Source organism: Paraclostridium dentum (assembly GCF_048568265.1).
Classification (GTDB): Bacteria; Bacillota; Clostridia; order Peptostreptococcales; family Peptostreptococcaceae; genus Paraclostridium; species Paraclostridium dentum.
Window position 1 is genome coordinate 867,530 of the sequence record NZ_CP183813.1, and the last position, 14,652, is coordinate 882,181.

General features: G+C 28.8%; 11 protein-coding genes. 10 read left to right on the forward strand and 1 reads right to left on the reverse strand.

Features of this window, described 5'->3' with window-relative positions:
* The first annotated feature begins 114 nt into the window (after window positions 1–114).
* The 9 genes from ACN6I1_RS03835 (at window position 115) to ACN6I1_RS03875 (ending at window position 12,206) form a co-directional block, all read left to right on the forward strand.
* The gene (locus tag ACN6I1_RS03835; protein ID WP_419742775.1) at window positions 115–1,038 is read left to right on the forward strand and encodes an LCP family protein; all 924 of its coding nucleotides are present in this window, start codon (window positions 115–117) and stop codon (window positions 1,036–1,038) included.
* Window positions 1,039–1,492: 454 nt separating this feature from the next.
* On the forward strand, window positions 1,493–3,202 hold the full coding sequence (locus ACN6I1_RS03840; protein WP_419742776.1) for an AbgT family transporter: 1,710 nt from the start codon (window positions 1,493–1,495) through the stop codon (window positions 3,200–3,202).
* A gap of 239 nt (window positions 3,203–3,441) precedes the next feature.
* The gene (locus tag ACN6I1_RS03845) at window positions 3,442–4,965 is read left to right on the forward strand and encodes an FAD-dependent oxidoreductase (RefSeq protein WP_419742777.1); all 1,524 of its coding nucleotides are present in this window, start codon (window positions 3,442–3,444) and stop codon (window positions 4,963–4,965) included.
* A gap of 215 nt (window positions 4,966–5,180) precedes the next feature.
* The gene (locus ACN6I1_RS03850) at window positions 5,181–5,906 is read left to right on the forward strand and encodes a gamma-glutamyl-gamma-aminobutyrate hydrolase family protein (protein ID WP_419742778.1); all 726 of its coding nucleotides are present in this window, start codon (window positions 5,181–5,183) and stop codon (window positions 5,904–5,906) included.
* 329 nt (window positions 5,907–6,235) lie between these two features.
* A complete protein-coding gene (locus ACN6I1_RS03855; RefSeq protein WP_021430861.1) occupies window positions 6,236–7,234 on the forward strand; it encodes an aspartate-semialdehyde dehydrogenase in 999 nt (332 codons plus the stop codon).
* A gap of 18 nt (window positions 7,235–7,252) precedes the next feature.
* A complete protein-coding gene (dapA, locus tag ACN6I1_RS03860; protein WP_021430862.1) occupies window positions 7,253–8,131 on the forward strand; it encodes a 4-hydroxy-tetrahydrodipicolinate synthase in 879 nt (292 codons plus the stop codon).
* A 10-nt stretch (window positions 8,132–8,141) separates the two neighbouring features.
* Window positions 8,142–8,888 carry a 4-hydroxy-tetrahydrodipicolinate reductase gene (gene dapB, locus ACN6I1_RS03865; RefSeq protein ID WP_419742779.1) on the forward strand — a complete coding sequence of 249 codons (747 nt, stop codon included), beginning with the start codon at window positions 8,142–8,144 and terminating at the stop codon, window positions 8,886–8,888.
* A 14-nt stretch (window positions 8,889–8,902) separates the two neighbouring features.
* Complete coding sequence (gene dapD / locus ACN6I1_RS03870) at window positions 8,903–9,616, forward strand: 2,3,4,5-tetrahydropyridine-2,6-dicarboxylate N-acetyltransferase (RefSeq protein ID WP_021430864.1); 714 nt, start codon at window positions 8,903–8,905, stop codon at window positions 9,614–9,616.
* A 223-nt stretch (window positions 9,617–9,839) separates the two neighbouring features.
* Window positions 9,840–12,206, forward strand: coding sequence for an HAD-IC family P-type ATPase (locus ACN6I1_RS03875; protein WP_419742780.1), 2,367 nt, complete (start codon window positions 9,840–9,842; stop codon window positions 12,204–12,206).
* Between the two features lie 116 nt (window positions 12,207–12,322).
* Here ACN6I1_RS03875 and ACN6I1_RS03880 read toward each other — a convergent pair whose 3' ends face one another.
* Window positions 12,323–13,987 (reverse strand): ABC transporter substrate-binding protein, encoded by a 1,665-nt coding sequence (locus ACN6I1_RS03880; protein WP_419742781.1) that lies wholly within the window; start codon window positions 13,985–13,987, stop codon window positions 12,323–12,325.
* Between the two features lie 442 nt (window positions 13,988–14,429).
* Between ACN6I1_RS03880 and ACN6I1_RS03885 the strand changes: the two genes are divergently transcribed.
* Window positions 14,430–14,618, forward strand: a complete 189-nt coding sequence (locus ACN6I1_RS03885) for a hypothetical protein (RefSeq protein ID WP_021430867.1) — start codon at window positions 14,430–14,432, stop codon at window positions 14,616–14,618.
* The last annotated feature ends 34 nt before the right edge of the window (window positions 14,619–14,652 follow it).

The following is a 14,652-nucleotide window of genomic DNA, read 5'->3' on the forward strand; positions in this document are numbered from 1 at the left end:
AAAATACCGAGGATATTTTTTACGCTTAAGAAATTTTGTATTATTTATAAAATTTAGTTAATCATTAATAATTAAAGCATACATAAATAAATAAATAAATAAGGATGTGAACTTGTGAAACTTAATAAAAAAATTATTTTGATTTTATTAATAGTAATCATTTTACCTATATCAGTATTGTACTTATTAATAAAAGATAGCAATGAAAAGCAAAAAGTGGCTAAAGAGCAAACAAAAAGTGAAAAAATTGAAAATCAGAAGATTATTAATATAGCTTTATTTGGATTAGATAGAAGAAGTAAAGAAGAAAAAGCTAGAGCTGATTCTATAATGATTTCAAACATAGATTTAGAAAATAAAACAGTTAACTTGGTATCTATACTAAGAGATACATTGGTAGAGATAGATGGTCATGGAAAAGAAAAACTAAATCATTCATATGCATATGGAGGTCCTAAACTAGCACTTGATACTTTAAACTCAAATTTTGATTTGAATTTAAAGAACTATGTAAGTGTAGATTTTTTTAGCTTAGCTAAAGTAATTGACTTAGTAGGTGGAGTAGATATAGAACTTAAAGATTATGAAGCAAATCAAATAAATAAAAATTTAGATGAAATTAATAATATAGAAAAACTACCTCATGGAACTGATTACATTGAGGGAATGGGATCTAAAAATTTAAATGGAAGACAAGCTGTTGCATATTGTAGGATAAGAAAAGAAGGAAATGGAGATTACGAAAGAACTCAAAGACAAAGAACAGTTTTAAAGTCTATAATAAATAAATATGAAAGCTTAGACTCTGATAAAAAGTTTGAAGTGAATATGGAAATGATGTCTCAAGTTAGCACAAATATACCAGTAAATAATATAAAATATATACAAGAAAAAATACAAAATGAAAAAAATTATAAAATAAATCAATATATGATTCCAGTTGAAGGCAGTTTTGAAACAAAAACAATTAATGGAATGTGGGTTATTGATGCTAACATGGAAGAGAATATAAAACAATTACATAAATATATAAAATAAAAAGACGGGTGTCAGTGGTAGCACCCGTCTTTTTTAAAGGAGAAATAAGTATAGTATGTTTAGTGATATAATTAAAAATTGCATTTGAAATTATATTAAAAGTATAAACAAAAAAATGAATTATATACAAAAAAATATTCAATTTTATAAATAAAACTGAAAAATAAGAAATCTTATTGAAAATATTTGTTTAATAAAATATATCTTAAAAGTTTATGTTTTTATTACAATAAGAAATCTAACTTACTTTTTATATATAAAAATGCTTTTATATATAAAATTAAATTTTAAATTTACAAAAAATGAAACAAATTCGACAAAAAAACTCGAAATAAGAAGAAAAGTTTCAAATATTAAAATATTCTAAATTGTAGAAAAAATAAAACATATGTAGTATAATGAATCTCGGGAAAACGAATTCATATGTATAAATTTTTTTTTAGGAGGAATTATAATGGAATTAAACGTAACGAGTAAAAAAGAAAAACAGTCGAGGCTCCAGTCGTGTATGGGTGTTATCGAAAGAGTTGGGAATAAGTTACCAAGTCCAGCGTTATTATTTGTTTATATATCTGTAGCTGTACTTATACTATCAGCAATACTAGGAACTTTTAATGTAGTTGCTGAAACGGAGCTTGGTAAATTCCCTATAAATAATCTATTAGGTCAAAAGCCTATAGAAGTTTTAAAAGTAACGGCAGCTGGAACTGCAGTTTCAGAGACTTACTCAAATGGATTATCATATATTATAGGTTCAGTTATCCAAAACTTTATGGGGATGACAGCTCTAGGAGCAATACTTATTATAATGTTATCAATAGGAGTAATGGAACAAAGTGGATATTTATCAATAGGAATACAAAGTATAGTTAAGGCTACACCAGCTAAGCTTGTAACACCTGTTGTAATATTTTTAGGGGTTATGTCAAATGTAGCATCTGATGCAGGATATGTTGTTTTAATACCTCTTGCTGCATTGGTATATTATACAATAGGAAGAAATCCTATGGTCGGATTAGCAGCAGGATTTGCAGGGGTTTCAGGAGGATTTAGTGCAAACTTACTTATAGGTTCATTTGATGCATTGTTAATACCATTCACTCAAGCAGCAGCAGAAACAGGGGATGCTTTAGTTGGAACAAGTTTTGCACCAATGTTAAAGTCTACTTCTAATATGTTCTTCTTAATGGCGTCAACATTTATAATCGTTGCAATAGGTACTTTTATAATAGATAAAATAGTTGAGCCAGGAATGGAAAAATATGATAAGAGTGAAGCTGATGTTGTTGAAAAATCAGGAGAGTTAACTGACCAAGAAAAGAAAGCATTTAAAGCAGCTAATTTTAGTTTATTAGGAGTAATAGCATTTATAGTATTAACAGTTTTACCATTTGATAAAAATAATGTAATACCTATAGTTGGAGATTTATCTACTTCAGTTTCTTTAACATCAATAAGCCCTGAAGGAACTATGGCACTAAAGGGAGTAAATAGCTTCTTAGATTCTATATTCTTTAGTGGAGATATGATAATGATGTTAATGTTTATCGTATTCTTAGTACCTGGTTTAGTTTATGGATTCAAGTCAGGAACATTTAAAACTAAAGATGATGTTATAGGTGCAATGGTTACATCTATGAAGAGTATGGCTTCTATAATAGTTATATTATTCTTTGTTGCACAATTCTTAAACTTCTTTAATGATTCACATTTAGGTATATTAATAGCTTCATTAGGTGCAAAACTAGTGGCTCAAATACCAACAGACAATACTTTTATGGCTATGATGTTAATGATTGCATTCATATGGTTTACTGCAATAATTAACCTATTTATAGCAGGAGGGACATCTAAGTATGGATTATTAGCACCAATATTTATACCAATACTTATGAGTGCTGGATTCTCACCTGCTGGAGTACAGTTAATGTATAGAATAGGGGATTCATCTACTAATATAATATCTCCACTTATGAGTTACATGGGAGTTATAGTTATATTCGGACAAAAGTATAAGAAAAACTTTGGGATAGGAAACTTAATGGGAATGATGCTACCGATATCAATAGGATTTTTATTAGCATGGACAGTATTTGCAGTAGCATGGGCATTAGTAGGAGCTCCTATAGGACCAGGAGAATTCTTCTTTATAAATCAATACTAAAAATATAAAGCTTGTTAGTATATACAATCTTCCTTCACTAAAGCCTGTAGAGCTCGGCTTTAACGTTTCGTCAGGTTGTATATACTAACTTCGCTAACTTGGAGGAAATAAAGTATCGCATTTGTGATACTTTATTTTTTTGCTCTAATTTAGATTAAATTTAATAAAATGGGAATTATACAAATATAAGGAAATAATATAGAAAGGAGTAACTAGGTTAGCTAGTTATATATAAACTTATGAAAGAATCATATTGGATATTAAGTTCTAAAGGTGAATGTTATGAAAAGCTAAAAGAAGATTTAGAAGTAGATACTCTTATAGTTGGTGGTGGGATAGTAGGTGTGACAACTGCTTACTTACTATCAAAAAAGGGAATAGAAACTGCAATTGTAGATGCTCATAAAATAGGATATGGAAGTTCCGGAAGAAATACAGGTAAAGTAACTTCGCAGCATGGAATTGTATATTCAAAAATAAGAAATAAATATGGATTAGACAGTGCTAAACTATATCATGAAGGAAATGAAAGTGCTATAGATTTAATAGAGGAAATTGTAAAGAGCAATAATATTGATTGTAACTTCGAAAGATTATCTTCCTTTATATACTCAGATAATGAAAACTATATAGAAGAGCTTGAGGAAGAATATCAAACTTGTAAAAAATTAGGTATTGATTGTAAATACCATAATAGTTTGGATATACCATTTGATGTAAAAGGAGCGATAGAATTTTTTAACCAAGCTCAATTCAATCCTAAAAAGTACTTAGATGGATTAACTAAGGAATGTTTAAAGTTAGGCGTTAAAGTGTATGAAGAGACCCCGATAGTAGATCATGAAGACGAAAATATATATAATTTAAAGACTAAAGATGGAAAAATAATAAAAGCATTAAATGTTATATTAGCTTCTCATGTTCCTTGGTATGATGGATTAAATCTTTATTTTGCTAAAGAAAAAGGTGAAAGATCATATTTACTAGCTGGAGAGTATGAAAGAGATATACCAAAAGGAATGTATTTAAGTGTTGAAGACAGTGGATTTACATTTAAACCTTATTGTGGAGATGGTCAAAATTTAATTGTTTTAGGTGGAGGAGATCATAAGGTTGGACAATGCAAAAATGAAGGTAAAATATATGAAGACTTAATAAATGAATTAGGTGAAAAATTTAAAGTTAAGCAATTTAAATGTAAGTGGTCAGCACAAGATTATATAAGCTTTGATAATATACCATATATAGGGTATGTAAATAAAAAAGAAGATAATTTTTATGTTGCAACAGGGTTTTGTAAGTGGGGAATGACAAATGGTACATTAGCATCTATGATAATTAGAGACTTAATATGTTACAGGGAGTCAAAGTTTGAAGATATATTTAATCCCTCTAGAAAAGGTAGCGTATTTACCACTGAATTTATAACTCAAAATATTAATGTGGCTTGGAAATATGTAAGTGGAAAACTAAAAATAGGTGATAATAACTTAATATTAGAAAAAGGCGAAAGTAAAGTAGTTAATGTAGATGGCAAAAGATGTGGTGCATACAAAGACTATGATGGAAAGCTATATATAGTAGATATAACTTGTACACATTTAGGATGCGAGTTAACTTTTAACTCAGCAGAAAAAACATGGGATTGTCCATGTCATGCATCTAGATTTGATTACAAAGGAAATGTAATAGAGGGACCTGCTTTAAGAAATTTAAATAGATATGATGAAGAAAAAAATGATATAGATCCTAAAATATTGTAAATAAAAAACCTATCATATAAATCTTTTTTTATAGATTTTATGGTAGTTTTTTTGTATTTAATGAAAGAATTAATTTAAATCAAATTAAATATATATATTAAAGAAGTAAATCTATAGGGAGGAAACTTAGTCAAATGGAATCATAGTATAAATGTAGCAGTTACAAATTAAAAGATAGTTTAATTTAAATAATTTTATAAGGTGGAGGGATAAGTATGAAACCTTTAATAGGTATATTAGCAAACTTAGCTACTATAGATAGTGGAGCGTTTACTGGAATAGAGAGAGTTCACTTGCCAAATTCGTATATACATGCGGTTGAAAAAGCTGGTGGAGTTCCAATTGTAATTCCTGTAAATGGAGATAAAGAAAATATAAAAATACAAATTGAAGCTATGGATGGAATTATAATTTCAGGAGGGGATGATGTAAATCCTGCGTTATACAAAGAAGAGCCTGTTAGAGAATTAGGTTATATTTACCAAGATATAGATGAATTTGATATAGAAGCTATAAATGTAGCTTTAGAAAAAGATAAGCCTATACTTGGAATTTGTAGAGGGTTACAAATACTAAATGTAGCACTAGGTGGAAGCTTATATCAAGATTTGAAATATATAAGAAGTAGTCATATAAAACATAATCAACAAACAAAGCCATATTTAGGAACTCACTATATAGATATAAAAGAAGAATCTATATTAAAAGAGATTATTAATGAAAAAGTTTTAGTAAATAGCTATCATCATCAAAGTGTCAAAACATTAGGAAATAACTTAAAAGTAATAGCATATTCAAATGATGGGGTAATAGAAGCTGTTCAAAAAATAGGAAAAAAATTTGTTCTTGGAGTTCAATGGCATCCAGAACTAATGGTAGATCATAGTGAACATATGTTAAATATATTTAAAAGATTTATAAAAGAGTGTAAAGAAGATTAAAGTTAAAATAAAAAGGAAAAACCGATAGAAATAAATCATTATCTATCGGTTTTTCCTTTTGTGATGTATTCAAATTAAGTGAATTATATCATAATTGCTAAGCGTTTGCAATATAAATTAAGATACTAATTAGTTCACTAAAGAAATATTAATATCATAGTATAAATTATAGATGATAGTAACATGGATATTAGTGCTTAAATTTTCTAAATTATTGCGATTAATGCTATGTTTATCTACAATATATTGATATTTAAAATAATATATACTAGAATTACGTATATATTATTTAGATGATGAAATTTTTAAGAAGAAAGAGGCGTATGGATATGAAAAAAGTAAACGTTGCTATAGTTGGAGCGACAGGTATGGTAGGAAGAACGTTCTTAAAAGTATTAGAAGAAAGAAACTTTCCAATAGATAACTTATACCTATTTTCTTCAGCTAGATCAGCAGGATCTAAAGTAGAATTTGCAGGAAAAGAATATACAGTAGAAGAACTAAATGAAAATTCATTTGATAGAGATATACAAATAGCACTTTTCTCAGCAGGAGGAAGTATAAGTGAAAAATATGCACCAATAGCAGCATCAAAAGGTGTAGTAGTTGTAGATAACTCAAGTGCATGGAGAATGGATGAAAATGTTCCTTTAGTGGTACCTGAGGTTAATCCGGAAGCTGTTAAAGAACATAAAGGAATAATTGCAAATCCAAATTGTTCTACTATTCAAGCAATGGTTCCATTAAAACCTCTTCATGATAAATATAAAATAAAAAGAATAGTATACTCAACATATCAAGCTGTTTCAGGATCAGGAGTAAAGGGTACTAAAGATTTAGAAGATGGAATAAATGGTGTTCCTAATCAATTTTATCCACACCCTATAGCTTATAACTGCTTACCTCATATAGATGTATTTATGGAAAATGGATACACAAAAGAAGAGATGAAAATGATTAATGAAACTATGAAGATTTTAAATGACTATAACTTAAAAATTACTGCAACTACAGTAAGAGTTCCAGTAGTAAACGGACATAGTGAGTCAGTTAACGTTGAGTTTGAAAATGATTTTGAAATAGATGAATTAAAGGGTGTATTAGCTGGTTTTGAAGGCTTAGAATTAGTTGATGATATAGCTAACAATGTATACCCAACTGCATTTGAATTAAGTGGAAGAGATGAAGTATTTGTAGGAAGAATAAGAAGAGATTTCAGTGTAGACAGCGGAATAAATATGTGGGTAGTAGCTGACAATATAAGAAAAGGTGCTGCGACTAATGCTGTTCAAATAGCTGAACTTCTTTTAAAATATGATTTAGTATAAAATTGGGAGGTATAAATTATGTTATTTAAGGGATCTGGAGTTGCGTTAGTTACTCCTTTTAATGAAACTGGTGTAGATTTCAATAAACTTGGAGAATTAATAGAATACCATATAGAAAATAAAACGGATGCATTAATAGTTTGTGGGACTACTGGAGAATCTACAACTATGTCAGATGAAGAGCAATTTGCAGTTATAGATTTTACTGTTAAAAAAGTAAATAAAAGAATACCCGTTATAGCTGGAACAGGTTCTAATAATACTATGCATTCAGTTTACTTAAGTAAAGAAGCTGAAAAATTAGGAGTAGATGGATTATTAGTAATAACTCCTTATTATAATAAAACAAATCAAAGAGGATTAAAGCTTCATTTTGAAACAATAGCAGCTAGCACTAAGCTACCAATAATTTTATATAATGTTCCAGGAAGAACTGGGGTTAACATAAAACCTAGTGTCATAGCAGAACTTGCTGAAATTAAAAATATAGTAGCTGTTAAAGAAGCTAGTGGTGATTTAGCTCAAGTAGCAGAAATAGCTAGATTAGTTCCAGAAGGATTTGCAATATACTCAGGAAATGATGATTCAATATTACCTCTATTATCTCTTGGTGGAGTAGGAGTTATATCAGTAGTTGCTAATATATGTCCTAAAGAAACTCATGATTTAGTAGAAAAATTCTTAAATGGTGATGTTGAAGGTTCAAGAAAATTACAATTGGGTATGAAATCATTAATAGATAAACTATTTATCGAAGTAAATCCAATACCTGTAAAAACTGCTATGAATTTATTAGGTTTTGAGGTTGGAGATTTAAGACTTCCTTTAGCTCCAATGGAAGAAAGTAATTTAAAAACATTAAGAGACGAACTTGTAAACTATGGGTTTGAGTTATAGGAGGAAAGACATGATAAATGTTATAGTAAATGGCGCTCTTGGTAAGATGGGAAAAGTACTTACTAGATGCGTAAATGAAGACAAAGATTTAGAGTTAGTTTGCGGATGCTCAATGCCAACAGGTGAGACAACTGATTACAAACTATACACTAAAATGAGTGATATACAAGAAAGTGCTGATGTTATAATAGATTTTTCACATTTCTCTGCACTTGATGATGTTTTAGATTATGCACTTAAAACAAAAACACCTTTAGTAATTGCTACAACAGGATTTACTAAAGAACAATTAGAAAAAATAAAAGAAGCTTCAAAGATAATACCAATATTCCATTCTTCTAATATGTCTTTAGGAGTAAATGTAATGTTAAAGCTTGTAAAAGAAGCTGCAAAAGCATTACAAGGATTTGATATAGAAATAATAGAAAAGCATCATAATAAAAAAGTAGATGCTCCAAGTGGAACTGCTATAATGGTAGCAAATGCTATGAAAGAAGTTTTACCTGATTCTATATACAACTATGGAAGACATGGTAGAGATGCCAAAAGAAATGAAAATGAAATTGGTATACATGCTATAAGAGGTGGAACAATAGTTGGAGAACACGAAGCTATATTTGCAGGATTAGATGAAGAGGTTATGATATCTCATAGAGCTCAATCTAAAGATATATTTGCAAATGGAGCAATAACAGCAGCTAAATATTTAGCAAATAAAGAAGCTGGATATTATAATATGGATGACATGTTAAAGTAATTAGGAGGGTACAGATGATAAACTTAAATGACGCATATGAAATAGCAAGGTATATAAAAACAGTAGAAAAAAAGACACCAGTGAAGGTTTATGTTAATGGAGAGTTAGATGCTAAGTCGACTGAAGACTACAAAGTATTCGGAAGCAATGGATCATACACTATAATAGGAAATTATGATTCTATAAAATCAGTTTTAGATGCTCAAAAGGATAAATTAGTTGACATACACATGGAATATGACAGAAGAAACTCTGCTATACCAATGTATAACTACTTACATGAACATGCAAGAATAGAGCCAGGTGCTCATATAAGAGATATGGTTACTATAGGTAAAAATGCAGTAGTAATGATGGGTGCAGTTATAAACATAGGAGCTGTAGTTGGAGAAGGTTCTATGGTAGATATGAATGCAGTAATAGGAGCTAGAGGTACACTTGGTAAAAATGTACACCTTGGAGCTGGAGCAGTAGTAGCAGGTGTTTTAGAACCACCTTCAGCAGATCCTGTTATAATAGAAGATGATGCAATGATCGGTGCAAATGCAGTTATACTTGAAGGAGTAAGAATAGGAGAAGGTGCAGTAGTAGCTGCTGGATCTGTAGTTACACAAAATGTTCCTGCTGGAGCAGTAGTAGCTGGTTCTCCTGCTAAAGTAATAAAAATGAAAGATGAGAAAACTGCTGATAAAACAAAATTAATGGATGATTTAAGAAATCTAGATTAATAAACATAAAAAAAGCTGATATTAATATCAGCTTTTTTTTATTTATAAAAATTATATGATAGTAGAAATTTTAAATATCTGAAAATATGTGAAAAAATTTAAAAAATATAGTTTAATTAGTTTTTTATAGGTTAATATATTTTTATATTTAAATGTTAAAAATAGTATATAACTATGGTACTAATAAATGTTTAAAAATTATGATGAAAGGATGGTTTAGTCTATGAGTATAGAGTTTAATCAAGAGGGATTATCGACTAAAGAAGTCATAGATAGAATTGAACGTGGGGAAAGAAATGTTCCGATAAAACCATTAACTAGAAGTTATAATAAAATATTTAAAGATAATATATGTACATTATTTAATCTTATAAATATTATAATTGCTACTTTAATCATATATACTGGAAGTTATAAAAATCTATTGTTTTTAGGGGTTTTAATCTCGAATGTATCCATTGGTATATTCCAAGAGGTAAGAGCTAAAAAAAGTATAGATAAGCTATCTTTGTTAAATCAATCAAAAATAACAGTTATAAGGGATAATCAAAAGAGTAAAATTAATCAACATGATTTAGTAAAAGATGATTTAATGGTAATAAATAGAGGCTCTCAAATTTGTGCAGACGGAGTGGTAGTTAAGACTGAGGGGGTAGAAGTAGATGAATCTCAATTAACTGGAGAATCTGATCCTATTTTAAAAACAGTTGATTCTAAAGTTATGTCAGGGAGCTATGTTATAAGTGGGATGGCATATGTAAAAGTTGTAAATGTTGGAGAAGAGAGCTATGCATCTAAAATCGCAATGGAAGCAAAAAAAGAAAAAGATATAAATAGCCAATTAATAAAAACTCTTAAACAAATTATAAAAGGACTTGCTTTTTTTATAGTTCCAATTGGAATAGCACTGTTTTTATCAAAGTCAACTTCGGGTATAAATACAAATGATGTTATATTAGGTGTTTCAGCAGCTATGATTGGAATGATACCAGAAGGTTTAATATTAATAACTTCTATTGCATTAGCAGTTGAAGTTATTAATTTAAGTAAGAAAAAAGTTCTTGTAAAAACTATGGGGTCTATTGAAAACTTAGCCCGTGTAGATTTATTATGCTTAGATAAAACAGGGACTATAACTGATGGGAACATAAAATTAGTAGACATAATCACATGTGAAGATTTCGAAATGAATAAGCTTAAAGAAGGAATTTCAACTTTAGTAGAAAACTTAGAAGAAAATGCAACAAGTAAAGCATTAAAGGTAGAACTTCCAAGTCCAAAATCTTGGAAACCTATTAATAGGGTACAATTTTCATCAGCTAGAAAGTGGAGTGGAGTTACTTTTGAAAAAGAAGGTAGTTATATAATGGGAGCTCCTGAATTTGTTTTTGAAAAAATATCACCGGATATTCAAAGTATAATAGATGAATCTACTAATAAAGGAGAGCGAGTTTTAGTTTTTGCACATTCAAATGACTCTATAGTTGATAATGAACTACCAAAAGATAGAAAATTAATAGGTATTTCTATTATGGAGGATACAATAAGACCAGAGGCTGCAAATACATTGAATTATTTCAAAAAACAAGGAGTAGCTATTAAAATTATATCAGGAGATAATCCAAAAACTGTTTCACAAATTGCAAAACGAGCTAGGGTTGATAATTCTGATAAATACATAGATATGAGTAGTATTTCAGATAATGATGATTTAAAAAACTATACAAGTAAATATGAGATTTTTGGAAGAGTTAGCCCGGAACAGAAAAAAGAGCTTGTAAAAATATTTAAAGATGAAGGACATACTGTTGGAATGACAGGTGATGGCGTAAATGATATTTTAGCTCTTAAAGAGTCTGATTGTAGTATAGTAATGGCAGAAGGTAGTGATGCAGCAAAGGGAGTTTCTGATTTTGTACTTTTAGATTCTAATTTTGATTCCCTGATAGGTGTTGTCATGGGAGGGCGAAGAGTAGTAAATAATATACAGCAAGTAGCATCTCAGTATTTAATGAAAACAGTATATTCAATTATATTAGCTATAATTTTTATATTTATGAAGGGATCTTACCCATTTCATCCTATACAGTTGATGCCGATAACTTCACTTGGAGTTGGAATTCCATCGTTTTTCTTAGCATTTAGACCGAACTATTCACAAATAAAAGAAAATCTATTATTAAATATTTCAATACCAGCATTAACATCTGGAATTTGTGCAGTTTTTTATATAATGATAATCTCAGTAGTTGGTAATATGTTAAACTTCAATGAAGCAGTTATATCAACTTTATGTGTATTACTAACAGGAGCAGTTTGCTTTACATCCTTATGGCATATATCTAAGCCGATTGATAAAAAAGTAGGATTTATGATAATTACATTAGTTACTATATTTACTTTAACTATTATACTTTTTAGGAACATATTCTCATTTGTAAATATTATTAATTTAAAAATGATGATACTATATATACCGTTAATTTTATCAGTTATACCTATATATAAGTTTATTAGAGAAATGGTAACTTATATTGTAATGAAATATGTTAAATATAAAAGCAAAATGAAGCAAAACAAAAAAAGCTGACACCCGTGTGTCAGCCTTTTTTATTGGCAAGATTCACCTCTATTTCAAGGTAGCTATCTTTATATATATACACTATAATTAGGTTTCTAAACATTTTTTTGGAATTTATAGAAAAATTATATAGAACCTTTATTGTTAATTAATAAGAAGAATGTTTCAGCTTTTTTAGTCGTCATAAATTCTTTAGAGTCTTTATACTTATCAACATTTTCAGAAGATAAGCCAACCACATCTATTTGATCAGTTTCATATAAATTTATAGCTGCATTAGTATCTTTAACAACTTTTAAATTGACTGTATCTAATTTTACAGCATTTTTATCCCAATAATTTTGACTTTTACTTAAAACACATAAATCATCCATTTTCCAAGTTGACATAGTAAAAGGTCCGTTATATACAGAGTTTTCAGCTGTAGTACCATTTTTACCATCTTGAGCTTCTACAAACTTTTGGTTTTGAGGGAAGAATACACAGAAAGACATAAGTTGGTCAAAATAGTTAACACGTCTATTTAAATTAACCTCTAAAGTATAATCATCTACTGCTTTTACTCCAACATTATCTGCATTTTCAGATTTACCGCTATTATAATCACTAGCACCTTCTATATCATACATAACGTATCCATATTGTGATGCAGTTTCAGGTTGTAAAGTTCTTTTCCAAGAATATTCAAAGTCACGAGCTGTAACAGGATCACCATTTGACCATTTAGCATCTTTTCTAATTTTAAAAGTCCACGTCTTACCATCTTCAGATTGTTCCCAACTCTCTGCCATAGCAGGAGTTGCAACTCCACTTGCATCTACTCTTGTTAGCCCTTCCATAGTATTTGTTATCATATAAAATGAGTCCATATCTGATGCTTTACTAACATCAAGTGTAGGAATATCTCCAGCCAAAGTTAAATTCAATTGTTTAGACTCTTTATCTACATCAGCCCACTTATATGAAGCTGGAGAACCATAAGTATATCTAACTATATCTTTTACATAACTTTTTTGTAGGAATGATGACCCTTGTTGATAAAGTGGAGCTGCATTAGCAGAATCTAAAAATAGTTTTTCAGCTTCTCCAAATTTTTTAAAACTTTCTTCAGGAGTTTCAGCTACTTTCGCCTCTTCAATTAATTTATCATAATCAGGGTTAGAATAAGCTAATCTTTGTCCATACATACCTTGCGTTGTAAAAATTTCTAAAAATGTTAAAGGATCAGGATAATCAGCTGACCAACCGTTTAAATCTATATGATAATCACCTTTAGAAGCTAAATCTAGTTTTTGCTTTAAAGGTTGTTGCTTAATTTCTAAATTTAGTCCTTCTAAGTTAGAATTTAGTTCTGATTGTATAAATTCAGCTGTTTTTCTTCCGGATTCACCTTCATAAGAAAGTAACTCAAGTGTAAGCGTATCAAACCCCAATTCTTCCTTAGCTTTAGCCCAAGCTTTTTTAGCCTCATCATCATTTGATTTATAGCCCATATCGCCTACGATATCTCTATAATCTTTTCCATCTTTAGTAAATGCTAATTCTTTAGGTGTAATAAATGAAACTGGTTCAGAACCATTGTTTAAGAGTACATCTGTGATTTCAGATCTATCTATTGACATTACTATGGCTTTTCTAGCATTTTCATTAGCAAGAACTGCGTAAGGGTCTGCAGATTTTGAAGAACCTGAATTGCCATGATTTGAATCTGTACTAGAACAACCTACTAAAGACAATGCTCCAACTGACGAGAGTGCAAAGATTAAAGCTAATTTTTTTCTTAGTACCATAAAAATACCCCCTAAAAACATATTAATTATAATAAAAAATATTAAGATAAACTAAAGGTGTTATTTATGAGTAGAAAATTTTAAAAGTAGGTTAAGATTAGATTAGTTTAAAATTAGTTAAAAATTTTAAGTAATATTAATATTAGATTGAAAAATAATCAGATATTAATTTGAAAAATTTATGTGAAAAGTAAAATATATTATGATTATAGCAGTATTTAATAATATTATAAAGCAATTAAATAGAAATTTTGAAATATATTGAAGATTATAAAAATTCACTTAAATTATTTCATGTTAATGAAAATTATATAAGAGCAATTTAAAATTATACACTTTTAAATTTAAAAATAATTCAGTTATATCATTTGAAATTTTAACCATGAATAATAAAGTATGAACATACGAATAATATTAACAAATACATAGTGAGGTGATAATTATGGAAATGAATACACAAGATTGTTTAAAAAAAGCATTATTAGACACTCAAGAAAAAGTAAGAGATTTTATGCAATATGCTGATAATGTTGATGATAAAGAATTAAGCAAATGTTTTAAAGACTTTGCTGAAGCTGAAGGTTTACAAGCTCAAAAGTTGCAAGAACACATTGAAAAAAGATTTAAATAATGTCAAAAGAAAGGCTATTGAAGCCTTTCTTTTT

Coding starts and splice junctions, on each gene's coding strand:
- ACN6I1_RS03855 (WP_021430861.1), top strand. CDS start 6,236: ATGAAAAAAGTAAACGTTGCTATAGTTGGAGCGACAGGTATGGTAGGA.
- dapA (WP_021430862.1), top strand. CDS start 7,253: ATGTTATTTAAGGGATCTGGAGTTGCGTTAGTTACTCCTTTTAATGAA.
- dapD (WP_021430864.1), top strand. CDS start 8,903: ATGATAAACTTAAATGACGCATATGAAATAGCAAGGTATATAAAAACA.
- ACN6I1_RS03845 (WP_419742777.1), top strand. CDS start 3,442: ATGAAAGAATCATATTGGATATTAAGTTCTAAAGGTGAATGTTATGAA.
- dapB (WP_419742779.1), top strand. CDS start 8,142: ATGATAAATGTTATAGTAAATGGCGCTCTTGGTAAGATGGGAAAAGTA.
- ACN6I1_RS03880 (WP_419742781.1), bottom strand. CDS start 13,987: ATGGTACTAAGAAAAAAATTAGCTTTAATCTTTGCACTCTCGTCAGTT.
- ACN6I1_RS03885 (WP_021430867.1), top strand. CDS start 14,430: ATGGAAATGAATACACAAGATTGTTTAAAAAAAGCATTATTAGACACT.
- ACN6I1_RS03850 (WP_419742778.1), top strand. CDS start 5,181: ATGAAACCTTTAATAGGTATATTAGCAAACTTAGCTACTATAGATAGT.
- ACN6I1_RS03875 (WP_419742780.1), top strand. CDS start 9,840: ATGAGTATAGAGTTTAATCAAGAGGGATTATCGACTAAAGAAGTCATA.
- ACN6I1_RS03840 (WP_419742776.1), top strand. CDS start 1,493: ATGGAATTAAACGTAACGAGTAAAAAAGAAAAACAGTCGAGGCTCCAG.